This is a genomic window from Kribbella sp. DT2 (assembly GCF_049844575.1).
GTDB lineage: Bacteria > Actinomycetota > Actinomycetes > Propionibacteriales > Kribbellaceae > Kribbella.
Window position 1 is genome coordinate 48002 of the sequence record NZ_JBNCLH010000019.1, and the last position, 21427, is coordinate 69428.

The 21427-nt window shown below is 68.5% G+C and carries 23 protein-coding genes and 1 pseudogene; 13 read left to right on the top strand and 11 right to left on the bottom strand.

Annotation, left to right across the window (positions count from 1 at the left end):
- Positions 1 to 8 precede the first annotated feature (8 nt).
- The 6 genes from ACLQ2O_RS41305 to ACLQ2O_RS41330 form a co-directional block, all read right to left on the bottom strand.
- Positions 9 to 896, bottom strand: coding sequence for a carbohydrate ABC transporter permease (locus ACLQ2O_RS41305; protein WP_425843249.1), 888 nt, complete (start codon positions 894 to 896; stop codon positions 9 to 11).
- Positions 893 to 1795, bottom strand: coding sequence for a carbohydrate ABC transporter permease (locus ACLQ2O_RS41310; protein WP_425843251.1), 903 nt, complete (start codon positions 1793 to 1795; stop codon positions 893 to 895). Before ACLQ2O_RS41310 ends, ACLQ2O_RS41305 begins: the two co-directional genes overlap by 4 nt.
- A 35-nt stretch (positions 1796 to 1830) precedes the next feature.
- Positions 1831 to 3054, bottom strand: coding sequence for an ABC transporter substrate-binding protein (locus ACLQ2O_RS41315; protein WP_425843253.1), 1224 nt, complete (start codon positions 3052 to 3054; stop codon positions 1831 to 1833).
- A 914-nt stretch (positions 3055 to 3968) separates the two neighbouring features.
- Entirely contained in the window at positions 3969 to 4304 is a 336-nt protein-coding gene (locus ACLQ2O_RS41320; RefSeq protein ID WP_425843255.1) for a S16 family serine protease, read from the bottom strand.
- Between the two features lie 67 nt (positions 4305 to 4371).
- A complete protein-coding gene (locus ACLQ2O_RS41325; RefSeq protein WP_425843257.1) occupies positions 4372 to 5049 on the bottom strand; it encodes a PhzF family phenazine biosynthesis protein in 678 nt (225 codons plus the stop codon).
- A gap of 52 nt (positions 5050 to 5101) precedes the next feature.
- Complete coding sequence (locus ACLQ2O_RS41330) at positions 5102 to 5299, bottom strand: hypothetical protein (RefSeq protein WP_425843259.1); 198 nt, start codon at positions 5297 to 5299, stop codon at positions 5102 to 5104.
- 136 nt (positions 5300 to 5435) lie between these two features.
- Between ACLQ2O_RS41330 and ACLQ2O_RS41335 the strand changes: the two genes are divergently transcribed.
- Entirely contained in the window at positions 5436 to 5852 is a 417-nt protein-coding gene (locus ACLQ2O_RS41335; RefSeq protein ID WP_425843261.1) for an SRPBCC family protein, read from the top strand.
- 127 nt (positions 5853 to 5979) lie between these two features.
- Positions 5980 to 6516 (top strand): TetR/AcrR family transcriptional regulator, encoded by a 537-nt coding sequence (locus tag ACLQ2O_RS41340; RefSeq protein WP_425843262.1) that lies wholly within the window; start codon positions 5980 to 5982, stop codon positions 6514 to 6516.
- A 383-nt stretch (positions 6517 to 6899) separates the two neighbouring features.
- On the opposite strand, the gene ACLQ2O_RS41345 is transcribed toward ACLQ2O_RS41340, so the two are convergent.
- The gene (locus ACLQ2O_RS41345) at positions 6900 to 7436 is read right to left on the bottom strand and encodes a putative immunity protein (protein ID WP_425843264.1); all 537 of its coding nucleotides are present in this window, start codon (positions 7434 to 7436) and stop codon (positions 6900 to 6902) included.
- Positions 7437 to 7693: 257 nt separating this feature from the next.
- On the opposite strand from ACLQ2O_RS41345, the gene ACLQ2O_RS41350 reads away from it, so the two are divergent.
- Positions 7694 to 8074 (top strand): hypothetical protein, encoded by a 381-nt coding sequence (locus ACLQ2O_RS41350; protein ID WP_425843266.1) that lies wholly within the window; start codon positions 7694 to 7696, stop codon positions 8072 to 8074.
- On the opposite strand, the pseudogene ACLQ2O_RS41355 reads toward ACLQ2O_RS41350, so the two are convergent.
- Positions 7972 to 8355: pseudogene (locus ACLQ2O_RS41355) on the bottom strand (TniB family NTP-binding protein); the annotation flags it as partial. The gene ACLQ2O_RS41350 and the pseudogene ACLQ2O_RS41355 sit on opposite strands and share 103 nt — an antisense overlap.
- A gap of 53 nt (positions 8356 to 8408) precedes the next feature.
- On the opposite strand from ACLQ2O_RS41355, the gene ACLQ2O_RS41360 reads away from it, so the two are divergent.
- Both ACLQ2O_RS41360 and ACLQ2O_RS41365 read left to right on the top strand, forming a co-directional pair.
- Positions 8409 to 9566 (top strand): serine hydrolase domain-containing protein, encoded by a 1158-nt coding sequence (locus ACLQ2O_RS41360; protein ID WP_425843268.1) that lies wholly within the window; start codon positions 8409 to 8411, stop codon positions 9564 to 9566.
- The gene (locus ACLQ2O_RS41365; RefSeq protein ID WP_425843270.1) at positions 9559 to 10218 is read left to right on the top strand and encodes an alpha/beta hydrolase; all 660 of its coding nucleotides are present in this window, start codon (positions 9559 to 9561) and stop codon (positions 10216 to 10218) included. The genes ACLQ2O_RS41360 and ACLQ2O_RS41365 overlap by 8 nt, the downstream gene beginning before the upstream one ends.
- A 12-nt stretch (positions 10219 to 10230) precedes the next feature.
- Here ACLQ2O_RS41365 and ACLQ2O_RS41370 read toward each other — a convergent pair whose 3' ends face one another.
- Positions 10231 to 11400 carry a serpin family protein gene (locus ACLQ2O_RS41370; RefSeq protein ID WP_425843272.1) on the bottom strand — a complete coding sequence of 390 codons (1170 nt, stop codon included), beginning with the start codon at positions 11398 to 11400 and terminating at the stop codon, positions 10231 to 10233.
- Positions 11401 to 11565: 165 nt separating this feature from the next.
- Between ACLQ2O_RS41370 and ACLQ2O_RS41375 the strand changes: the two genes are divergently transcribed.
- From ACLQ2O_RS41375 to ACLQ2O_RS41385, 3 genes are read left to right on the top strand one after another with little or no spacing between them, the layout of a single operon-like run.
- Positions 11566 to 12588 carry a permease gene (locus tag ACLQ2O_RS41375; protein ID WP_425843274.1) on the top strand — a complete coding sequence of 341 codons (1023 nt, stop codon included), beginning with the start codon at positions 11566 to 11568 and terminating at the stop codon, positions 12586 to 12588.
- Positions 12573 to 13289: a TIGR03943 family putative permease subunit gene (locus ACLQ2O_RS41380; RefSeq protein ID WP_425843276.1), complete on the top strand. Its 717-nt coding sequence runs from the start codon at positions 12573 to 12575 to the stop codon at positions 13287 to 13289. Before ACLQ2O_RS41375 ends, ACLQ2O_RS41380 begins: the two co-directional genes overlap by 16 nt.
- 1 nt (position 13290) lies before the next feature.
- Positions 13291 to 13845 carry an NADAR family protein gene (locus tag ACLQ2O_RS41385; protein ID WP_425843278.1) on the top strand — a complete coding sequence of 185 codons (555 nt, stop codon included), beginning with the start codon at positions 13291 to 13293 and terminating at the stop codon, positions 13843 to 13845.
- Here ACLQ2O_RS41385 and ACLQ2O_RS41390 read toward each other — a convergent pair.
- A complete protein-coding gene (locus tag ACLQ2O_RS41390) occupies positions 13793 to 14722 on the bottom strand; it encodes an EamA family transporter (protein WP_425843280.1) in 930 nt (309 codons plus the stop codon). The genes ACLQ2O_RS41385 and ACLQ2O_RS41390 overlap by 53 nt on opposite strands.
- Before the next feature lie 74 nt (positions 14723 to 14796).
- On the opposite strand from ACLQ2O_RS41390, the gene ACLQ2O_RS41395 reads away from it, so the two are divergent.
- The 4 genes from ACLQ2O_RS41395 to ACLQ2O_RS41410 all read left to right on the top strand — a co-directional run bounded on the left by ACLQ2O_RS41395 (position 14797) and on the right by ACLQ2O_RS41410 (position 18928).
- Entirely contained in the window at positions 14797 to 15705 is a 909-nt protein-coding gene (locus tag ACLQ2O_RS41395; protein WP_425843282.1) for a LysR family transcriptional regulator, read from the top strand.
- A gap of 161 nt (positions 15706 to 15866) precedes the next feature.
- The gene (locus tag ACLQ2O_RS41400) at positions 15867 to 16919 is read left to right on the top strand and encodes a glycoside hydrolase family 5 protein (protein WP_425843284.1); all 1053 of its coding nucleotides are present in this window, start codon (positions 15867 to 15869) and stop codon (positions 16917 to 16919) included.
- A 12-nt stretch (positions 16920 to 16931) separates the two neighbouring features.
- The gene (locus ACLQ2O_RS41405) at positions 16932 to 17987 is read left to right on the top strand and encodes a PQQ-dependent sugar dehydrogenase (protein WP_425843286.1); all 1056 of its coding nucleotides are present in this window, start codon (positions 16932 to 16934) and stop codon (positions 17985 to 17987) included.
- Positions 17984 to 18928, top strand: a complete 945-nt coding sequence (locus ACLQ2O_RS41410; protein WP_425843288.1) for a right-handed parallel beta-helix repeat-containing protein — start codon at positions 17984 to 17986, stop codon at positions 18926 to 18928. The genes ACLQ2O_RS41405 and ACLQ2O_RS41410 overlap by 4 nt, the downstream gene beginning before the upstream one ends.
- A 35-nt stretch (positions 18929 to 18963) precedes the next feature.
- Here ACLQ2O_RS41410 and ACLQ2O_RS41415 read toward each other — a convergent pair whose 3' ends face one another.
- The gene (locus ACLQ2O_RS41415) at positions 18964 to 19815 is read right to left on the bottom strand and encodes a helix-turn-helix transcriptional regulator (protein ID WP_425843290.1); all 852 of its coding nucleotides are present in this window, start codon (positions 19813 to 19815) and stop codon (positions 18964 to 18966) included.
- A gap of 112 nt (positions 19816 to 19927) precedes the next feature.
- On the opposite strand from ACLQ2O_RS41415, the gene ACLQ2O_RS41420 reads away from it, so the two are divergent.
- On the top strand, positions 19928 to 21343 hold the full coding sequence (locus tag ACLQ2O_RS41420; RefSeq protein WP_425843292.1) for an MFS transporter: 1416 nt from the start codon (positions 19928 to 19930) through the stop codon (positions 21341 to 21343).
- Positions 21344 to 21427 lie beyond the last annotated feature (84 nt).

Consider the following 21427-nt stretch of genomic DNA (forward strand, 5'->3'; position numbering starts at 1 on the left):
GGTTCTCCTCAGTTCTTGACGGCGCCCTGGGTGACGCCGCTGATCACCCAGCGCTGGGCGAACAGGTACACGATGATCGTCGGTGCCATGGTCATCAGGTAGGAGGCGAAGGCAACGTTGTAGTCGGTGCCGAAGTCGCTCTGGAAGATGTTCTGGACCACCGGCAGGGTCTGCAGCTTCGGGTCGGCGGTGATCAGCGACGGCAGCATGAAGTCGTTCCAGGAGGCGAGGAACGCGAAGATGCCGACCGTGGCGTTCATCGGCCCGAGCAGCGGCAGCACGATCCGCCGGAAGATCTGCCAGGTCGACGCGCCGTCCATCCGGGCGCTCTCCTCCAGTTCCGGCGGGACCGTGCGCAGGTACGCGGTGTAGAGCAGCACGCTGAACGACAGCTGGAACATGGCGTGCAGGATGCCGACCCCGACCGGGTTGTCGAGCCCGGTCAGCGCGGTGAGCTTGATCTGCGGCAGCGCGACCACCGGGAACGGCAGGAACATTGCCGCGAGCAAGTAGATGAACGACCAGCGGAAGAACCGGCGCGACCAGTTCTTGGAGATCGCGTACGCCGCCAGCGAGCTGAGCAGCAGCGTGAGCACGACCGTGATCGCCGCCACCGCGATCGAGACACCGAACGCCACCGGGAACTTGGTGAGCTTCCAGGCCTCGGCGAAGCTGTCGGGGTTGAACGGTTTCGGCCACGCGAACGCGTTGCCGTCGACCGACTGGCCGCTGGTCTTGAACGCCATCGACAGCGTCACGTAGAGCGGCGCGAGCACGGTCAGCGACGCCAGCGCGAGCACGATCGTGACCGGCCAGTTGGTACGGCGCCGCCGGCGCGTCGTGGATCGCCGGGGCGTCGTAGGTCGCCCGCTCGTCGTGGTCTGCAGGGTGCTCACAGCCGGACCATCCTTCCGCGCGTGGCGACGAGTTGAACGGCCGAGATGATCACGGTGAGGATGAAGAAGATCGTCGCGTTCGTCATCTGGTAGGCGTAGTCGCCGCCGGTGAAGCCGCCGAAGATCGTGATCGCGACGCTGCGGGTCGCCGTACCGGGACCACCACCGGTGAGGCCGACGATCACGTCGTACGCGCCGAGGTAGCCCTTCACGCCGAGAATCGTGTTGATCACGATGAAGCCGCTGATCAGCGGGACCGTGATGGAGCGGAACTGGCGCCACGCGCCGGCGCCGTCGATCGCGCCGGCCTCGTACAGGTCGCCCGGGATCGCGGTCAGACCGCCGATGTAGACCAGCATCGCGCCGGGGATCGTCTGCCAGGCCGAGACGATCACGATCGACAGCCAGGCCAGGTCGGGATCGCCGAGGATGCTCTGCTCGAGCGGCGCGAACCCGGCCGACGTGGCCAGGGCCGGGAGCGTGTTCGAGAACAGGAAGCTGAACACGTACGCCACGACGATGCCGGACAGGACCATCGGGAGCACGAACACGCTACGCAGCGTGGTCACGAACCGGATCTTGCTCGCCAGACCGACCGCGAGGGCGAGGGCGATCACCTGGGCGATCACCACGGTGACCGCGGCGAAGCCGAGCGTGAACGTGTACGACTCCAGGATCGCGGGGTCGTCGAACAGCGCCTGGTAGTTGCGCAGGCCGAGGAACGACCAGTCGCCGACACCGATGTAGTCGGTGAAGCTGTAGAAGATGCCGACCAGGGCCGGCCCGACGACGAACGCGGTGAACAGCAGCAGCGTCGGGACGAGAAACAGGTAGTAGATCGGTTCGACCCGTCTGCGCCGTGCCCGCTTCCTGGCAACGGTGTGCGCCTCGGTCGTCATCGTTCTGCCTTTCGGATCGACAGCAGTCGGCGCGGTCATGTGGTCGCACCCCGCGTGGCCAGCCGGCGCCAGTCGGCGTCGAGGTCCGTGAGCAGCTTGTCGAAGTTGCCGCTGCCGATCGCCGACTGCAGGTAGTTGCCGAGCGGGACCGAGGCGGGGATGAAGGTGCCGGCACCCTGGTAGAAGGCGCCCCGGTCGACGTACGTCTGCAGGCCGGCGAGCCGCTGATCGCGCTGAGGTGGTGCGTCCTTCGTGGTCGCGTACGCCAGGTTGTCCTGGTTGTAGGCGTTGATGACCTCGGGCCGCATCAGGAACTCGACGAGGTCACCGGCGGCCTTGACGTCGGCCGAGCGCTGCGGGACGTAGAGACCGAGGTCGACGTTCACCCGCGCCTTGCGGTCCTTGGCGTCCTCGCTGACCGGGAGCGCGAAGGTGCCGAGGTCGAGCTTGGGGTCGACCAGCGCGATCTGGCCGATCGCCCACGGGCCCTGCAGGTACATCGCCGCCTGCCCTTTGCCGAAGGCAAGGTTTCCGTCCTCGTACGAGCGGACGGCGTGGTCGGGGTTGAAGAAGGTCGAGATCGTCCTGGCCCGCTCCATCGGTACGGCGAACGTCTTCTGGAACGACACCTCGGAGTCGGGCCCGACGTCCGGGCCGATCGCGTTCATCTTCGCGAAGAAGTCCGCGGTGTCGACCAGGCTGCCGGCCGCGTAGTCGAACAGCCCCTGCCAGATGGTCCAGGTGGTCCGGCCGGTCGCGTAGACCGGGACGACCCCGGCGTGCTTCAGCTCGGTGCACACGGCAACGAACTCGCTCCAGGTCGTTGGCACCGGCAACTTGTGGTCGGCGAAGATCTTCCGGTTGTAGATGACACCGGCCGCGGCGAGCGAGTACGGCAGCACCGCCGTACGGCCTGGGTAGGTCGCGTACTGGTCGGTCAGCCCGCCGATGTCGGTCCGGATCCGCTGCGCCGACGGCAGGTGGGAAAGGTCGCTCAGCTGACCACGCTTGATGTAGCGCGCGAGCTCGAGGTTGTCGTTGAAGCAGCCGACGTCGGCCGGTTCGTTCCGCACGAACTGCGGAGCGATCGAGGAGGTCGTGTCGTGCACGACGGTCAGCCCCGGATGCTCGCCCTCGAAGGCCCGCAGCAACTTGTCGAAGTAGGCGATCACTTCCTGCTTCTGCTCGAAGAACCGCAGCGTCGCGCCCTCACCGGGCCGCGCCGAGCAGGAAACCCCGAACACCCCCGCGGCCGCCACGCCAGCAGCACGCAGAAGAAAGGACCGCCGGCCAAGTGTTGGTGCGTGCCGGACGTCAGCGTCCACGTGCCCGTCTCCCCAGAGTCAAGATGCATTGGCGCCTGAAGTTTACAACGTTGGAAAACCAGGTCAAGACAAACCCCCCGAGTGTCTCGGCCTGCGGTTGCCTGGGCGCAGGCGCTGGGGGCCGACGCGCGGCATGCCGCACCCGATGCCGTCCCCGCCGCCGCTCCCGTCCCCGTCCCCGTCCCCGCTCCCGTCCCCGTCCCCCGCTCCCGCTCCCGCTCCTATCCCACTCCCGCCCCGCTGCCGCTCCTGCCCCCGCTTCCACACCCGCCCCACTGCCGCGCTCACCGCAGCTCCCGCTACCCGGGCTGACCCTTCCGCTCGGCTTGCCCCACTGCACCCGCATTCGACGACTGCTTCCGTCTTCGACGACTGCCGCGTTGTACGGCGTCAGTCGTCAAACTACGAGCCAGTCAACCTGCGAGCGAGAGGAGCAGCCGGTCCAGCGGTCGATGCCGCGCCCGCCGCTGCCGCGCCCGCTCCTGCACCCGCACCCACCGCTCCCGCATCCGCTCCCGCGCCGCTGCCGCTCCTGCCCCCGCCCCACACCCACCCCGCTGCCGCTCCTGCCCCCGCCCCACACCCACCCCGCTGCCGCTCCCACCGCTGCCACACCCGCCCCGCTCCCGCTCCCGCTCCCGCACCCCCCCGCTGCCGCTCCCGCCCCCGCCCCCGCCCCACACCCACCCCGCTGCCGCTCCCACCGCTGCCACACCCGCCCCACTCCCGCACCCCTCTCTGCCGCTGCGGGCGTCCGCGAAGGCCTCTACCGCGCCGCGGCGACCAGAGGGCGATGCGGCCGGCGTCGTGCGGGCGCGCATCCCAGGCGAGGTCGTCGCAGTGGAGTTTCACCGACCGGCAGACCCCGCTTCCGCGCCATGCCAGCGCAGGCACGACAGCGCGATCTGCACCGACTCCTCCATCACGTCACCCAGCTGACCGGCTCGTTGTTCGCCAGCGACGCTTCGACAAGCACCAAACACCCGTCGGGCTGTTCGCACTCCCCGCCAGCCCGTTCGCGCGGCGCGCCGCCCGTTCGCGCGGCGTCCCAGCCTGTTCGCCTCACGGCCAGGCCTGTCGCCACTCTCGACAGCGCCGCCCAGGGCTGCGCGGCCGCGCACGCGGCGTACAGGATGAGCGGGCGCCGTCAGGTGGGCACAGTCGGCTGCGAGATCACGTTGCACCGAGGGCTACCAGGTCATGGAGGCAGTTCGTACTGACCTCCGGTCGTAAGCGGAGCTCTTCAGGTGCTCAGTAGGTGATCGTGCGGGTCGGCGCCGGAAGGACTCGGCCGCCTACTGTCGTCCACCCGCCGGAGAGGTTCGTGGTGTGGAGGTGTGAGCCGGCGCCTTGGACGATATGGAGAGAACGACCCAGGCGGGCGGTGAGTTGGGTGGCAGCTGAGCCGGTGGCCTCGTCTTCAGGGACACCCATGGCAGGGGCGAAGACCCGGGCACGGATACGACCTTGGGGCTCGTCTTCCCAGGCCCAGAGGTAGGTGTGACCGGCCGAGTAGAAGGCGGGCGATGCGGCGACGACCTCAGCCGGCGTGTCGAGCTGATGCCAATCGAAGGCGCTGCCCCACGCAGCGTTGGCACGAACCGCGGTGATGCCGTTGGACCGAACGACGGGGACCTCACCGGCCGGCACGCGCAGTACCGCGACCTGCTGCCCCTGGGCGTGCAACCACCACGCGACACCCACGGTCGGGTGCCCGGCGAACGGCATCTCGCCGGTGGCGGAGAAGATCTGGATCAGACCGCTCGCAGGCTCATCGACGAAGACGGTCTCGCTGTAGCCGAGCCGGGCGGCCAACCGCAGCCGCTCCTCGGCGGGGACCAGCGCGCCGTCGACGATCCCGAGCGGGTTGCCGAACGCTCCGGAGGGGTCGACGAAGGCCCGCACGACGTGAACGTCCACGGTGGTCATGGTGTTCAGAGTATTTGCCGCGCGAGCGTCCGTCGTACCAGCTGATGCTCGGTCAGAGGACGAGGATCGCGGCGACGACGGCGATCAGGACCACCACGGCGCCGACGACGGCCAGCATGCGGCCGTTCATCTTCGGCTCCTCGGCGGGCTGGACCTCGCCCTCGCTGACGAAGGCGCGGAACATCTGGGTGCTCGCGCCCGGGTCCTGCTCGTTCTCGGTTGCGTTGTTCGTGACGTTCGGGTCGGCCATGGCCCAGACCCTACCGGCGGCACCGGACCGTCAGCACACCGCAATCGCCGATCTGACCCGACTCTTACCGTCCGTGCACGCAGCGTCGACGCTCGGCTGATCGTCCACCACGGACCGCGCATGTACCATTTGGTACATGCGCTTCGATCACTCCACCACCGTCAACGCCCCCGCCGAACGCGTCTGGGCGGTCTTCAGCGACGTCACCCACTGGCCCGACTGGACTCCGACCGTCGAGTCGGTCGAGCGCCTCGACGAGGGCGCCCTGCGCGTCGGCGCCCGAACCCGCATCCGCCAGCCGAAGCTCCCGGTCGCCGTCTGGGAGGTGACCGAACTGAAGGACGGCGAGTACTTCGAGTGGGTCTCCCGCGCCCCCGGCATCAGAACCACCGGCGGCCACCGCGTCATCAGCACACCGGAAGGCACAGTCGCGACCGCGACGATCATCCAGGAAGGCCCCCTCGGCTGGCTGTTCGGCCGCCTCTACGCAAAGCTGACCAAGAGCTACATCCAACTCGAAACCGAAAACCTGAAGCGAGTCAGCGAAGCGTGACCAACCACCCCCGGCCCGCCCCACCCACCGTCCCCGCGAGCACGACGCGGCCCGGAGGGCTGGGTGCGGCGTGGGGTGGAGGTCCTGGTGCTGTGCGGACCGGGGGCCGGCGTGGGGTTCGGCTGCGGTGAGTCGGGAGTCGTTGCTGTCTGATGCTGTTGAGCATTTTGCGAAGAGTGGGATCGGGGACGCGAGTCTGCGGAGTATTGCGTCGTCGATCAATACCAGTCATCGGATGCTGATCTACCACTTCGGTTCGCGCGAGGGGTTGCTGGCTGAGGTCGTTCGGACGATTGAGCAGCAGCAACGTGATCTGCTGGCGGAGCTCGAGGATCTTCCGTTGGAGCAGCAGGCGGAGCAGTTCTGGCGGCGCGTGACCGAGGCGGCACTGGTCTACGGGCCGCTGTTCTTCGAACTGTCCGCGCACGCGATGCAGGATCTGCCCCACACGGAAGCCCTGAAGGCTGACCTGATCAACGTCTGGCTCCCGCCCCTGGTGAGGCTCTGCGCGAAAGCAGGGATCCCCGAGGACCAGGCGCCGGCGTACGCGCGTCTCGGCCTCGCCGCTTCCCGGGGGCTGCTGTTCGACCTGCTGCTCACCGGCGACCGCGCGGGCGTCGACGAGGCGTCCGACCTGCTCAACCGGCTCTTCACGTTGCCCTAGGCAACTGACAAGGCGCTAGGAGCACCCTCACCCTCGCCGTCGAGTGAGCGCGGCGTCGGGAGAGCCGGCTGGTTGGCCGAGGGCGGGTTGGCCGAGGGCGACTGGATGGCCGAGGAGGTGTGCTGGAACGAGCGGCAGCGTGTGGGTGGGTGGCGAGACCCAGACGATGCAGGGTGCTGCACAGGGGTGAGCGATATCCGGTGGGCGGCGGTGCTTATGAGGTTCAGGGAACGGTGCCGTCAGTGTCGGTCGCCTTGATGGGTGGCCGGGGTGCATGTTCCAGTTGGGGGCTGGTGGTGTCGATGTTCGAAGTCGCCTGCACAGATGTTCGTACTCGTCTGCATTAGCGTCGAGACGACGACACAACTCATCTTCTTCCCTGGCTACCGCTCGGCCGTCTCGCGCAGGATGTGGTCCAACTTGCTCATCAATCGGGCAACTCGATTGCGGGCACTCGGCGCGGACGGGTAGCGGCGGAGTACGTCGATGAGCGCCGATGGCGCCCGCTGCCGGGACCGTTCCAGGGAGGCATCCCCGATCGCAGGGTCACCGCCTGCCAGCAGTTCCTCGATCCGCGCGACGCTCGCGGAGGCGCGCAGGATGTGGCCAACCTGGCTGGCCTTGGCGATGGGATGCAGGTAGGCGGCCGATGCGGCGTCTCCGGCCGATCGTGCGGCCAGCCGGGCGACTTCGGAGGGTGCGGACCGGGCGGCTCGGTGAGCGTCGAGAGACGTGATCCGCTGTAGTTTTGTCCGGTTGGCGCCGTTGATGAACTCTCGGGCCGCGTCGACCGCCGCCCGGGGACGTGGATCTTCGGAAACGGCCTGCTCGAAAATCGGCAGGACGTCCTCAGCATGGTGGACCACGTACAAGGCGACGACGCGCAGCTCGTCCATCGTCAGCTCGAAGTCACCGGACACCGTGTCTGTGCTCAGGGCCATGTCTTTGAATCATATCTTTGAACCAACCGATGAAGACTTTGTCGTCGATCCTGTCCGGCTCGAAGGTCTGAAACCCTCAATCGAGCCATCTTGAGGCGGCCGGGCAATCGCGTCTCCCGGATCGCGAACCGCCGAGCTCGCGACGCTAGTGCAGACAGCTCGGCCTGGAACTTCCGAAGCTGGCCCGAAGTGACAAGTAGGTGGCGCCACTCTTCCCGGCGGCCTGGGCCGGGTAGATGGTGTTGCAGCTGAAGAACTGGCCGATCACCGGTCACCGTTTCGGGTTCCGACAGATCATGTCGACGACGTCGATGGCCGGGTCGTTCAAGTCGATCTCGTCGCCTTGGATCCGTGGGCTGAACTCGTCGCACCAGCGGCACCGGCACTCCGGTGGCATCGGGGTCGGCACCGCGGGTGAGTTCGGCAAGCCGGCCAGTCAGGAGTGGGCCATCGCCGCAGGCCAGGCAGGCGATCGCGTGGACGGTGTGGGGCTGGCATCGGCCGCAGTGCCTGGTCACCTCGATCCGGACCAGGCCCGCCCGACTGGATCCCACCGCTTCGGCGATCGCCCGATCGACAACCCGCCGGCCTTGAGCCTGTGGGCGGTTCCGATCTGAGCGTCGGTGAGGGACCGGCCGAGGTGGTCGTGCGGCGTGCGTTGTTCTTGACCTGGTGCTGGCGGGCGACCCGGTACGCCGTCGCGCGCGAGACGCCGTACCGCGCGACCAGCTCGTCGACCGCTGTCCCGGAGGCGAACCACCCGGCAGTTGCGCCTTGGTGCGCCAAGCGCAGCCAGCACCGCGGCGTAGAAGCGGCCGATCGATGGCTCCGACGGCACCTGGACCACCAGCACCGGGATCTCCTCACGGCCGGCGTGAGACACGACCGGGTGGGTACGGCGGAACTGCGCAGACGACTTCGGACATCGACAGGTGGCGCTACTGTGCTGGGATGGCGCTGTTCACGGCGGTGGTGGAGTCGGTTGAGGAGCTCGTTCGGGGTGGGGAGGTTCCTGGGGCGGTCGTCGGGCTGACCGACGGCGAGCGGCAGTGGGTTCATGCTGCCGGGGTGGATCGTCCGGGTGGTGACGCGTTGCGGGCGGATGCTGTGTTTCGGATCAGCTCGATGACGAAACCGGTCACGGCGGCTCTCACGCTCGAGCTGGCGGGCGACGGTGTGCTCGCGCTCGATGAGCCCATCCATCGTTGGCTTCCTGAGCTGGCTGGGCAGCGGGTTCTCAGGCACGTCGACGGCCCGCTGAATGACACCGTTGTGGCTGAGAAGGTGCCGACCGTCGAGGACCTTTTGCTGATGCAGCTTGGGTTCGGGTTCGCGTTTGAGGTGGACAGTTGTCCTGTTGCGGACGCGGCGGTTGCGGCTGGGCTTGGGATGGGGCCGCCGATGCCGTCCGCGATTCCGCACGGACCGGACGAGTGGATCCGTCGGTTTGCCGAGCTGCCGTTGATGGAGCAGCCGGGTCGGCAGTGGCGGTACGAGTTTTCGTACGGCGTGCTCGGTGTGCTGCTCGCTCGGGCGGCCGGCATCGATCTGCCGACGTTGCTGAACGAACGCATCCTCAGTCCGCTCGGGATGAGCGACACCGGGTTCTCCGTCCCAGAGCATGCCCGGGCGCGGCTGATTCCGTGCTTCACCGATGGAACGGCGCTCTTCGACGACGCTGCCGACAGCGATTGGCTCACGCCCCCTGCTTTCCCGCACGCCGGTGGCGGTCTGGTCTCGACGGCTGCCGACTACCTCACCTTTGCTGCCACCCTCCTGCCCAACCACGGCAAGCCGATTGCGGATCTGATGACGATCGACCGTCTGACCGCCGAGCAACGGTCCGGGCCGTCCGCGCAGATCTTCCTCAATGGTGAAGGCTGGGGCTACGGCGTACAGGTCCGCTCCAAAGGACCGAGCGCTCCCGCCCGGTACGGCTGGGGTGGCGGCCTCGGCACGCTCTGGTACTCCTACCCCGACCACGGCATCGCTGCCGTCCTCATGACCCAGCGTCTTCCTCCCTCCCCTGCGACGATTGCTGCACTCACCGACCCACTCGACGCCGCTCTGGCGGCCGCGACCGAAGACCGAGGTGCGACTGATGGCTGATCTGGCAGGCGAACTCATCACCGAGACCTTCGAGTACGACGGCGGCCGGAAGGTGACGGTGTACGTACCGCCGGATCCGCCCGAGGCCGTGGTGTACGCCGGTGACGGTCAGCTGATCGCCAACTGGGGTGGACATCTCGAGGCCGCCGGTGGTCCGCCCACGATGATCGTCGGTGCCCATCGAGTGGACGCCGCGGACGAGATGGAGCGGATCAAGGAGTACTCACCGTCGTTCGACGAGCAACGGTTCGCGGCGCACGAGAAGTTCTTCGTCGAGGACGTCCGCGGCTGGGCCCAGTCGCGCTTCGGCCTTGACCTCCCGGCTGAACGCACCGCGGTCTGCGGGGTGTCGGCGAGCGGAGAGCTCTCCTTGGCGATGGGGCTGCGACATCCGGATATCTACGGTGTCGTCTTCTGTGCCTCACCGGGCGGCGGCTACCAACCGCCGGCGGAGCTGCTGAGCCCACTACCCCGCACCTACCTGGTCGCCGGCACGTTGGAGCCGTGGTTCCAGGAGAACGCGACCCGCTGGGCGGACGCGCTGCGCGAAGCGGGCGCGGAGGTGGTGATCGAAGAACGGGTCGGCGATCATGGCGATCCTTTCTGGGCAGAGGAGTTCCCGCTGATGGTGGCCTGGGCGTTCGGACGCTGATCAGTAAGCCGCTTACTCCGGTTCGGTGGGGGTCTGGATCCAGCCGGTGACCACAGGAAGACCGGTCGGCCGGTGGACCGCGGCGAACGCGAAGGGATGGGTCAGCGCGACGGCCAGGCGCGGGGACGCGGGCCTCAGCGCCGCTGTTCGGGTCATGCCGATCGCGGTGATCGCGGCGGCCTCGAAGCCGGTGGCGTGGAAGCGAGCCAGGACTGACTGGTTGGCCTGGCCGACGGCGAGTTGATCGGGGCTGATGGCGGAGAAGTGCCCCTGCGCCTCGGGGGTGGACCCCACGGTGTCCAGGCCGAAGAGGGACCGCAGGGCCAGGAGATCGTGGTCGGCCGAGACGGAGAACGACGGGAGAGCGAGAGTTACGTCGGGAGTGGCGGACGTGGTCCGGGAGAGCGTGACAGCCGGAGCCAGCTCCTGCCCGTGCTCGCCTTCAGCGATGAGCGTGCTGCCCGGACGACCGCCGGCGGGATCGGCCACGGCGGCCAGGAGACCAGCCAGTACGTCGGGCTGAGGCGTCTCGGGCGAAGCGACGCCCAGGAGAACGTCGACATCGGCGTCCCCCGCAACCGTGATCACGGTCAACCGGCCGTCATGGACCCGAACAGCGTCCAGGTCGTTGTCGGTGCGATCCAGCCAGTGCCAGGAGCCCGCCCAGTCACCGTCGCCAATGCGCTTGATCTGCTCGCGGAACGGGCGGGCCCACGTCGTGTGCAGGGAAAGGGCCGAGGCCAGCACGAGCGCCAGGTCCGGGGTGAACTCCAGCGGCATCTCGCGGATCAGGCCATCGGTGTGTTCGGCGGCCCAGGCGTCGAGGTTGGCCTTGTCCACGGACGGGTCGCCGGTCAAGACACCGGTCAGCTCGGTCGGCAGCACAGCGCCGAAGGACTCGCTGAGCTTGAGCTGCTGATGGACCCACAGACCGAGGGCGGCGTGCAGGTCCGCCGCCTCGTCGAGGGCACCTACGAGCTCAACCGCTTGCGCGGCAGCGGTCGATGGATCGACGCCGACCGCCTCGGCCAGCTCGCCGCGGCCTGGCTCGTCGGCAGCCGTCGCCAGCAGGGCGAGCAACGGCCACAGCCCCAGGCCGGAGATCACGGTGTTCCCTGGGGCGAGAGTCCTCGCCCAGCGTGAGGTGAGGTTGTTGACCGCGGTCACGACGTTGGCATCCATGCGTTCCACCCTGCCATGCGGCCAGAGGGCCGAACAGGAACTCAGCAGGCACTCCATCGGCATTCTTCAGGACCTGGCCAGTATTCAGCGGAATGACGCTGATTTTCATTTGCGAGCACGGACCGTAGTCGATCCACCGCACGCCGCTGTGTTTAGATGCCGCCCATGAGTACGCCGGAAGTGACGGAAAACCCCGTTCTGACGCCCCCGGACGAGCCGCCCAAGGAGCCCGCCGGCTCCTCGATCGTCTTCACGATCACGCTCGTCGTTCTGGTCGGCCTCGCCCTGTTCGGCCGCAAGCTCTTCGCCGGCCTGTTCACCGACGACGGCGTCCGCACCTGGGCCACGATGTTCGTCGGCGTGACCGTCCAGGCCCTGCCGTTCCTCGTCCTCGGCGTACTCCTCTCGGCGGCCCTGACCGCCTTCGTTCCCGCCTCGTTCTTCGCCAGGGCACTCCCGAAGCACCCCGCCCTCGCGGTCCCCGTCGCGAGCGCGTCGGGCGTGATCCTGCCCGGCTGCGAGTGCGCCTCGGTCCCGGTCTCGGCCGCGCTGATGAGCCGCGGGGTCACCCCCGCGGCGGCGATCGCTTTCCTGCTCTCGGCGCCCGCCATCAACCCCGTCGTACTGGCGTCCACCGCGGTGGCGTTCCCTGGACAGCCCAAGGTCGTCATCGCCCGCGCGGTCACCTCATTAGCGGTCTCCATGGCGCTCGGCTGGCTCTGGCTGCTGACCGGCAAGGGCAGCTCCTGGCTCAGGATGCCCAAGAACCGCCATGCCGAGGGCACCGGCAAGCTGGAGGTCTTCCGCTCGTCGATGCTGCACGACTTCCTGCACGCCGGCGGGTTCCTGGTGATCGGAGCGGCCGCCGCGGCAACGCTCAACGTCGTGGTCCCGCGCGAGTGGCTCGATCACGTCGCGAGCAACCTGCTGCTCTCGGTCGTCGTACTGGGTCTGCTGGCGGTGCTGCTGGCGATCTGTTCGGAGGCGGACGCGTTCGTCGCGGCCAGCCTGACGCAGTTCTCACTGACCGCGCGGCTCGCGTTCATGGTCGTCGGGCCGATCGTGGACGTGAAGCTGATCGCGTTGCAGGCCGGCACGTTCGGCCCGAAGTTCGCCGTACGGTTCGCGCCGGCCACTTTCGTCGTGGCGATCGTGGCCAGTCTCCTGGTCGGATGGTGGTTGCTGTGAAGCGCAACGTCGCAGGGCTCGTCGTCGTCTTCGTCGGAGCGGCGATCGTGCAGCTCGCGATCTCCAACACCTATCTGCGGTACGTGAAACCCGGCATGCGCTGGATGCTGCTCGCCGCCGGCGTCATCCTGATCCTGCTCGCCGTCGCCGACGTCCTGGCCGACACTCGCACCAACAAACCACAAGACGACGGCCACAACCACCACGGCCTCCCCCGCGCTGCCTGGCTGCTGCTCGTCCCGGTCTTCGCGCTGCTGGTCGTCGACCCGCCCGCGCTCGGCGCCGACGCCGCCCAGCGCCAGTCACCGGTCGCGGCCAAGCCCGTCGCTCCCAAGGGAAACTCCTGGCTGGCCGACAGCGCGCAGGACGTCGGGCCGGTACCGTTGGCGGTCAGGGACTACGCCGTCTGGGCCGTGTGGGAGAGGGAGAGCATGAAGGGTCGCGACTTCCAGCTCACGGGCTTCGTCACGCCCGGCAAGAACGGCAGCTGGTACGTGTCCCGGATCGGCCTGACCTGTTGCGTTGCCGACGGTACGGCGTTCATGGTCGAGGCCCGTGGCCTGGCGGCCCCGCCGAAGAACCAGTGGGTCACCGTCACCGGCGAGTGGGCCGAGCCGACCAAGCGGTCCGATGGCGACGTCGCGGCGCTGACCGTCTCCGAGGTGAAGCCTGTGACCGCACCGGCCAACCCGTACGAGTGAAATGACCACACCACTGTCGGCCGCTGACCTGCTCGACGGCCTGTCCCGCAAGAAGCGGTACAAGTACGTCTTCTTCTGGGGCGACACCCCGCGCCGCGACGGGCAGGTCGACGCGAGCTGCCTCAGCCAGTGGTTCCACGCGCCGTTCACCGTGGACGGCGTGCGGTACCCGACCGCCGAGCACTGGATGATGGCCGGCAAGGCCAGGCTCTTCGGCGACCGCGACGCCGAGCAGGCCGTGATCGCCGCGGGCCATCCCCAGCAGGCGAAGGCGATCGGCCGCACGGTGAACGGGTTCGCCACCGAGACCTGGCAGCGCCGCCGGCTCGCGCTGGTTGTCGAGGGCAACGTCCACAAGTTCGCGCAGAACGACGCGCTGCGCGCCTACCTGATCGGCACCAACGACCGCGTCCTGGTCGAGGCCAGCCCGGTCGACCGTATCTGGGGCATCGGCCTGGCCGCCGACGACGACCGCGCCGGGCACCCGGCCCAGTGGCGCGGTCTCAACCTGCTCGGCTTCGCCCTGATGCGCGCCCGCGAACAGCTCGCCCCGTGACAACCGGCTGAGCCGCAGCCTTCACGCGGGGCCGGATCACCGTGCACGCCATCCCACCCATGATCAGTACGGCGGCCGCAGCCTGCTGCAACCCGACCGCCTCGCCGCGCAGCACCCAGGCCGCACCCACCCCCACCACCGGCACCAGCAGCGAGAACGGCGCGACGGTGCTGGCGTCGTACCGGCCGAGGAGGAAGCCCCAGGCTCCGAAGCCGAAGAGGGTGGCCACAGCCGCCAAGTACAACAGCGCAGCGGCCCCGCCGAGATCGATGCTGCGCAGCGCGGCAGCATCAGCAGCAGGGCCCTCCACCAGCAGCGACAGACCAGTCAGCGGCAGTACGGCGACCGCACTGACCCACACCATGAAGCGCAGCGTGTCCTGCGGCTTGGCGTGCCGGGTCACCGTGTTCGACACACCCCAGCAGGCCCCGGCCGCGATCACCAGCAGCAGCGCACCCAGCGGCGTCGCGAGCCCACTGTCCAGGACGATCAGCAGCAGTCCCAAGCAGGCAACGCCGATCCCGACGAGCTGCGTCCGCCGAGGCCGCTCCCGCAGCACCAGTACGGCGAACAGCACCGTGAAGATCACCTGCGACTGCAGCACCAGCGACGCCAGCCCGGCCGGTACGCCGTGGTCCATCGCGACGAACAGCAGTCCGAACTTCGCCACCCCCAGCGCCAGTCCGACCGCGATCACGTACCGCCACGCGACCCGCGGCCGGCCCAGGACGAAGATCGCCGGCACGGCCGCGAAGAAGAACCGCAGCGCCGAGAACAGCAACGGCGGGAACTCCTCCAGCCCGACCTCGATCACGACGAAGTTGATCCCCCAGACGAGGACGACGGCGAGCGCGAGCAGCACGTGACGAGGGTTCATACCAGCCAGGATGACGCCGGGCTACAGTTAAGGACCAGCACAGATTGCTACCACGCACGATTTAGGAGTGCTACATGATCGATCTCGGCCGCCTGCGCGCGCTGCACGCCGTCGCCCTGTACGGATCGGTCGGCACCGCGGCCGACGCGCTCGGGTACACGCCGTCCGCGGTCTCCCAGCAGCTCGCCAAGCTCGAGCGCGAGACCCGTACGACGCTGCTGGAGAAGCGCGGCCGCGGCATCGCACTCACCGACGCGGCCCAGGAGCTCGCGGCCACGGCGGCGAAGGTCCTCGAGCTGGTCGAGGACGCCGAGCTCCGCCTCGAGGAGCAGCGCGGCCAGGCTCTCGGCGAGCTGGTCGTCGCCGCGTTCCCGACCGCGGCCCGCGGCCTGCTCCCGATCGCACTGCCCGGTCTGATCGACAGCAACCCCGCGCTCGACGTACGGGTGGTCGAGATGGATCCGTTCGACGCGGTGTCGGCCGTGCAACGCGGCGAGGTGCACATCGCCGTCGTGCACGACTGGCACAACACCCCGCTCACACTGACCGAGGAGCTGTCCCGCGCCAAGCTCGGCACGGATCCCGCCGACGTCCTGGTCCCGACGACGCACCGCCTGGCCGGCAAGGAGTCCGTCCGCGCGGCCGACCTGGTCGGCGAGCGCTGGATCTGCCAGCCGCCCGGGACGATCTGCCACGACTGGCTGGTCCGGACGATGCGCAAGGCCGGCGTAGAGCCCGACGTCGTCTACTCCGTCGCGGAGTACCAGACCCAGATCGCGATGCTCGACCGCGGACTCGGGATCGGCATGATCCCGCGCCTCGGCCGCGGGCCGCTGCCGTCGGGTGTCACGGCCATCCCGCTGCAGCCCGCGCCGAGCCGTCGCTTGTACGCCGTATGGCGCACCGCGACCGCCCGGAGGCCCGCCGTCGCGGTCACTCTCGACGCCCTGAAGACCGCCTGGCGGGACCGCAGCACCGCCTGATCGCACCCAGCGGAACTCTGACCGGTAACTCTTCGCGACCGATTGACAGCGGACGGCATCCTCGCTAAGTTCCCCGGAACCGTAAGGAAACCTTCCTATTAGGTTCCGATGCAAGTCCTCACTCCGTCCACCGCCCCCGGCGAAGTAGGAGGCAAGACGCGATGACGCGTACCCGATGGACCGCCCTGGCCGGCAGCGTGCTGCTGGCCGCCACCACCCTGATCACCACGACCACGACCACGAGCTCGGCGGCTCCCCAGCCCGAGACCAGGGCCGCGACCCCCGTGTCGATCAACGGCCAGCTCCGCGTCTGCGGCGTGAAGCTGTGCAACCAGTACGGCAAGCCGATCCAGCTGCGCGGCATGAGCACGCACGGCATCCAGTGGTACAGCCAGTGCGTCAAGACCGCGTCGTTGGATGCCCTCGCCAATGACTGGAACGCCGACGTCCTGCGCATCTCGATGTACATCCAGGAGGGTGGCTACGAGACCAACCCGCGCCGCTTCACCGACCTCGTGCACGGCTACATCGAGGAGGCGACCAAGCGTGGTTTGTACGCGCTGGTCGACTGGCACCAGCTGACGCCGGGCGACCCGAACGCCAACCTGGCCAGGGCGAAGACGTTCTTCACCGAGATCGCCGACCGGCATAAGGACAAGACCAACATCATCTACGACATCGCCAACGAGCCGAACAACGTCTCCTGGGCCGGCATCAAGTCGTACGCCGAGCAGATGATCCCGGTGATCCGCGCCAAGGACTCCGACGGCGTCGTGTTCGTCGGCACCCACGGCTGGGCCTCGCTCGGCATCTCCGACGGCCGCACCGAGGCCGACATCGTGAACAACCCGATCAACGCGACGAACTTCATGTACACGTTCCACTTCTACGCCGCGTCCCACACGAACGAGTACTTCAACGCGCTGTCCCGGGCCGCCGACAAGATCCCGCTGTTCGTCACCGAGTTCGGCACCCAGACCTCCAGCGGTGACGGCGGCAACGACTTCACCAACGCGCAGAAGTACCTGGACTTCCTGGCAGCCAAGAAGATCGGCTGGACCAACTGGAACTTCTCCGACGACTTCCGCTCCGGCGCGGTCTTCAAGGAAGGCACCTGCTCAGGCAATACCTTCTCCGGCACGTCGGTCCTGAAGCCCGCCGGGGTCTGGATCCGCGACCGGATCCGCACCGCCGACGACTTCCCGACCAGCTGAAAGGACCCCATCATGGGACGAATACTCCGAACAGCAGCCTCGCTCGTCCTGGTCGCGGCCCTGGTGCCGGCGACCCAGGCAGCCGCCGCGCCGCAAGCCGGCGTACCCCAGCAGCCGACCGACCTGGTCACCGGCCTGTCGTTGCCCTGGGCCACCTCGTTCCTGCCCGACGGTCAATCCGCCCTGTTGACCGAGCGGAACAGTTTCCGGGTGTCCCGGGTCTCCCTCGACGGCACCCGTACGACGGTCGGCACCGTCCCCAACTCCGTCACCACCAACGGTGAGGGCGGACTGATGGGGGTCGCGGTCTCGCCGACCTGGAACGGGACCAGCGACCAGGCGGTCTACCTCTTCCACACCTCCAACGACGACGGCCGGACCGAGAACCGGATCGTCCGGATGGACTTCGACGGCACCACCTTGTCCAACCGGACGGTGATCGTGGCGGGCATCCGCAGCAACACTTTCCACAACGGCGGCCAGCTCAAGTTCGGCCCCGACGGCTTCCTGTACGCCGGGACCGGCGACGCCCAGGACACCTCGACCGCGCAGAACAAGGACTCGGTCAACGGCAAGATCCTGCGCTTCACCACCAGCGGCGACCCCGCGCCGGGCAACCCGTTCGGCACGCTCGTCTACAGCTTGGGCCACCGCAACCCGCAGGGCCTGGCCTGGGACGCCGACGGCCGGATGTGGTCGGCCGAGCTCGGCGACACCCAGTACGACGAGCTGAACCTGATCGTCAGCGGCCACAACTACGGCTGGCCCACCTGCCAGGGGACCTGCAACACCCCGGGCATGGACAACCCCAAGCGCACCTGGACGACGGCCGAGGCGTCACCGAGCAGCCTGGCGATCGTCGACGGCGCCGCGTACGTCGCCGCGCTGCGCGGCCAGCGCCTGTGGCGGGTTGAGCTGAACGGTGAGAACGCCGGCGCGACCCAGGCGTACTTCACCAACACCTTCGGCCGGCTGCGGTCGATCGTGCAGATCCCGGGCGCGAACGCGATCTGGATCAGCACCTCCAACACGAACGGCGACAAGCTGCTCAAGTCGGTGATCCAGTGAGAGCCGCGCTGCTCCTGTCCCTCGGCGTCGTCGCCGCCGGTCTGGTCGCCGGTCCGGCGCAGGCCGCGACCATCAACGTCAGCACCGCGGCCCAGCTGAAGACGGCGCTCACGAGCGCGAAGGCGGGCGACACGATCAAGCTTGCCGACGGCACCTACACGGGCAACTTCAAGACCACGGTCTCCGGCAGCTCGTCGGCGCCGATCACGCTGACCGGCGGCGCCAACGCCGTACTGACTGCTGGTGGCGGCTACGGCCTGCACCTGAACGGCGCGTCGTACTGGCAGGTCAAGGGCATCACCGTGACCGGTGGCCAGAAGGGCATCATGGTCGACTCCGCCACCCGGGTGGTGATCGACGGTGTCACCGTGCACGGCCTGGACATGGAAGGCGTGCACTTCCGCAACTCCAGCACCTACGGCACGATCCGGAACTCGACGATCTACGACACCGGCAACGACGGTCACGGGATGGGCGAGGGCGTGTACGTCGGCAGTGCCGGCGGTACGTCGGACAAGTCCGACAACGTGCAGATCCTCGGCAACACGATCGGGCCGGACGTCGGCGGTGAGGCGATCGACCTGAAGGAGGGCACCACCGGCGGGCGCGTCGCGGGCAACTCCTTCGACGGCCGCGGCCTGACCGGCGCGAACTTCGACGACAGCTGGATCGATGTCAAGGGCAACAACTACGTGATCGAGGACAACACCGGCAAGAACACCACCAACAACGGTTTCGAGACCCACACCCAGCAGTCCGGGTGGGGGTGCGGGACCGTCTTCCGCAACAACCGGTCAGACCTGACCGGCGCCACCGGCAGCGGGCGGTACGCGTTCAACGTGACCAACTACAACGCGTCCAGCTGCAAGGTCACGATCGACCGCAGCAACACCGTCACCGGCGGGAACGGCCTGGCCAACCCGGGGATCCCGATCAGCTGAGGCACGGGGGCGGGGGTGGCCGGTGGCCGCCCCCGTCACTCCCCGACGAGCTGGTGGAACTTGGCCTCGGTCTCGTCGTCCACCGGTGTGTAGACGGTCGCGCGGGTCTGACCGAGCCGGGTCAGCCACAGGTTCACCGGCTCGACCTGGAGCAGCCCGACCCGCGGATGGTCGACCAGCTTGATCTTGTTGCTCGGCGCGGCGACGTCGTACCGGTTCCACAGGTCGGTGAACTCCGGCGACTCGGCCAGCAGCCGCTGGGTCAGGTCGTGCCAGCTCGGCTCCCCGAGATGGTCGGCGGACGCGGCCCGGAAGCCGGCCACCATGTGCAGCTTGATCGAGTCCGCGTCGGTGAACGTGCACTGCCAGCGCTTCGAGACGAAGATCAGCCAGAGCAGGTTGCGCTCCTCGACCGGGATCTGCGCCATGTCCAGCATGATCTTGCAGTACGCGTCGTTGAAGGCCATCACGTCGTACCGGGCGTTCACGACCAGACCCGGGTACGGCGACGCCTGGTCGAGCATCTTCTGCACCGACGGCGGCAGCCCGACGCACTCGCCGCTCACCGGGCCGGTCGGCAGACCGGTGAGCGTGTAGAGGTGATTGCGCTCCAGCCGGTCGAGCCGCAGCGTCCGGGAGATCGCCTCGACCACTTGGCTGGACACGTTGATGTCGCGGCCCTGCTCGAGCCAGGTGTACCAGGTGATGCCCACGCCGGCGAGCTGCGCGACCTCTTCGCGACGCAGGCCCGGCGTCCGGCGTCGGCCGCCCGGTGCGAAGCCGACCTCCTCCGGCTGGATCCGCTCCCGCCTGCTGCGCAGGAACGCGGCCAGCTCACGGCGGCGCTCGGCCGGGCCACTGGGACGAGTCACGGGCATGACGGTCATCTCTCCATGGTGGTCCAGCACGCCCGCTCACGAAAGGCTGGTGCCAGGTGGTGTGAGTACTAGGATAACTGGGCTCTCACTACCTGGATCAGAATGGGCGCAGGCTGGTCGCATGACACAGACCTCCGCTCCGCCGATCGGCGCACCGGCCAAGTCGCCGCTCGGGCCGGTGGCGCTCACCACCCTGCTCTTCGGCGCCTTCCTGCCGATGCTCTCCTTCTTCATCATCAACGTCGCGCTGCCGGCCATCGGCACCGACCTGCACGCCTCGGCCGGTGAGCTCCAACTGGTCGTCGGCAGCTACGGCATCGCCAACGCCACCCTGCTCGTCGTCGGCGGGCGGCTCGGTGACGGCCTCGGCCGGAAGCGGATGTTTCTGCTCGGCCTGGTCGGCTTCACCGTGATGTCGCTGCTGTGCGCGATCGCTCCGACCATCGGCGTCCTGCTGGCCGCTCGGGTCGTGCAGGGCGCGGCCGCTGCGGCCATGACTCCGCAGGTGCTCGCGTCGATCAGCAGTCTGCTCACCGGTGAGCACCGGGCGCGGGCGATGGCCATGTTCGGTGTTGCCGGTGGGGCCGCGGCGGCGCTCGGCCAGATCCTGGGCGGCGTACTGGTCGAGGCGGACGTGTTCGGGCTCGGCTGGCGAGCTGTGTTCCTGGTGAACGTGCCGGTCGGCATCGTTGCGCTGGGAGCGGCTCTGAAGCTACTGCCGGAGACACGGGCCGACAGGGCTCAGCGGGTCGACCTGGTGGGTGCAGGACTGCTCGCACTGGCTCTGGTGCTCCTGCTGCTGCCGCTGACCGAGGGCCGCCCGCTCGGCTGGCCGCTGTGGACCTGGTTGTCGCTGGCGGCCGTCGTACCGGCTGTTGCGCTGCTCGGACTGCACCAGCACCGTTCGGAGAAGGCTGGGCGGGCTCCGCTGATCCCACCGAGCGTGCTGCGGCTCAAGGCGATGCGGATCGGGCTGCTGCTGGCCGTGGGGTTCTTCACGACGTTCGGCGGGTTCATGTTCGTGTTCGCCCTGGCTACGCAGGGCGAGGCCGGGATGTCACCGCTGGAGGGTGGCCTGAGCTTGCTGCCGATGGCGGTCGGCTTCCTGATCACCTCGGTCTACGGACCGCGTCTGCAAGCCCGGTACGGCGCCGGCCTGATCGTCCGCGGCTGGCTGATCCAGGCCGTCGGGTACGCCGTACTCGCGGTGGTCGGTCTGGCTCTCTGGCCCGACGTGACTCCCTGGACGCTCGCCGTACCGATGCTGATCGCCGGCTTCGGCAGCGGACTGGTCATGGTGCCGCTGATGGGTGTCGTGGTCGGCCAGGTGCCGCCCGCACAGGCAGGACTCGGGAGCGGCATCCTGCTGACGAGCCAGCAGACCTGTCTGTCGCTGGGCGCAGCCACAGTCGGTACGGCGTACCTGTCGCTCTCCGGTACGTCGTGGGGCCAGGGCGGCGCGCTGGCGGCGGTCGCACTGGCCATCACCGCGATCTCGCTGCTGATGACGCCAGTGACGCGGCAACTGCGCTCCTAGACACGCCCTAGGTGTACTGACCACGGACGTTGGTGACGGCGTGGTGAGGTGACATGGGGAAGACCTCCGGGTGAAGTGCGAGCT

What these genes read in the sequence shown, in the direction of transcription:
- ACLQ2O_RS41310 (WP_425843251.1), bottom strand. Translation starts at nt 1,795, where the DNA reads ATGACGACCGAGGCGCACACCGTTGCCAGGAAGCGGGCACGGCGCAGA.
- ACLQ2O_RS41325 (WP_425843257.1), bottom strand. Translation starts at nt 5,049, where the DNA reads ATGACCACCGTGGACGTTCACGTCGTGCGGGCCTTCGTCGACCCCTCC.
- ACLQ2O_RS41330 (WP_425843259.1), bottom strand. Translation starts at nt 5,299, where the DNA reads ATGGCCGACCCGAACGTCACGAACAACGCAACCGAGAACGAGCAGGAC.
- ACLQ2O_RS41335 (WP_425843261.1), top strand. Translation starts at nt 5,436, where the DNA reads ATGCGCTTCGATCACTCCACCACCGTCAACGCCCCCGCCGAACGCGTC.
- ACLQ2O_RS41350 (WP_425843266.1), top strand. Translation starts at nt 7,694, where the DNA reads ATGGTGTTGCAGCTGAAGAACTGGCCGATCACCGGTCACCGTTTCGGG.
- ACLQ2O_RS41360 (WP_425843268.1), top strand. Translation starts at nt 8,409, where the DNA reads ATGGCGCTGTTCACGGCGGTGGTGGAGTCGGTTGAGGAGCTCGTTCGG.
- ACLQ2O_RS41365 (WP_425843270.1), top strand. Translation starts at nt 9,559, where the DNA reads ATGGCTGATCTGGCAGGCGAACTCATCACCGAGACCTTCGAGTACGAC.
- ACLQ2O_RS41370 (WP_425843272.1), bottom strand. Translation starts at nt 11,400, where the DNA reads ATGGATGCCAACGTCGTGACCGCGGTCAACAACCTCACCTCACGCTGG.
- ACLQ2O_RS41375 (WP_425843274.1), top strand. Translation starts at nt 11,566, where the DNA reads ATGAGTACGCCGGAAGTGACGGAAAACCCCGTTCTGACGCCCCCGGAC.
- ACLQ2O_RS41380 (WP_425843276.1), top strand. Translation starts at nt 12,573, where the DNA reads ATGGTGGTTGCTGTGAAGCGCAACGTCGCAGGGCTCGTCGTCGTCTTC.
- ACLQ2O_RS41385 (WP_425843278.1), top strand. Translation starts at nt 13,291, where the DNA reads ATGACCACACCACTGTCGGCCGCTGACCTGCTCGACGGCCTGTCCCGC.
- ACLQ2O_RS41390 (WP_425843280.1), bottom strand. Translation starts at nt 14,722, where the DNA reads ATGAACCCTCGTCACGTGCTGCTCGCGCTCGCCGTCGTCCTCGTCTGG.
- ACLQ2O_RS41395 (WP_425843282.1), top strand. Translation starts at nt 14,797, where the DNA reads ATGATCGATCTCGGCCGCCTGCGCGCGCTGCACGCCGTCGCCCTGTAC.
- ACLQ2O_RS41400 (WP_425843284.1), top strand. Translation starts at nt 15,867, where the DNA reads ATGACGCGTACCCGATGGACCGCCCTGGCCGGCAGCGTGCTGCTGGCC.
- ACLQ2O_RS41405 (WP_425843286.1), top strand. Translation starts at nt 16,932, where the DNA reads ATGGGACGAATACTCCGAACAGCAGCCTCGCTCGTCCTGGTCGCGGCC.
- ACLQ2O_RS41415 (WP_425843290.1), bottom strand. Translation starts at nt 19,815, where the DNA reads ATGACCGTCATGCCCGTGACTCGTCCCAGTGGCCCGGCCGAGCGCCGC.
- ACLQ2O_RS41420 (WP_425843292.1), top strand. Translation starts at nt 19,928, where the DNA reads ATGACACAGACCTCCGCTCCGCCGATCGGCGCACCGGCCAAGTCGCCG.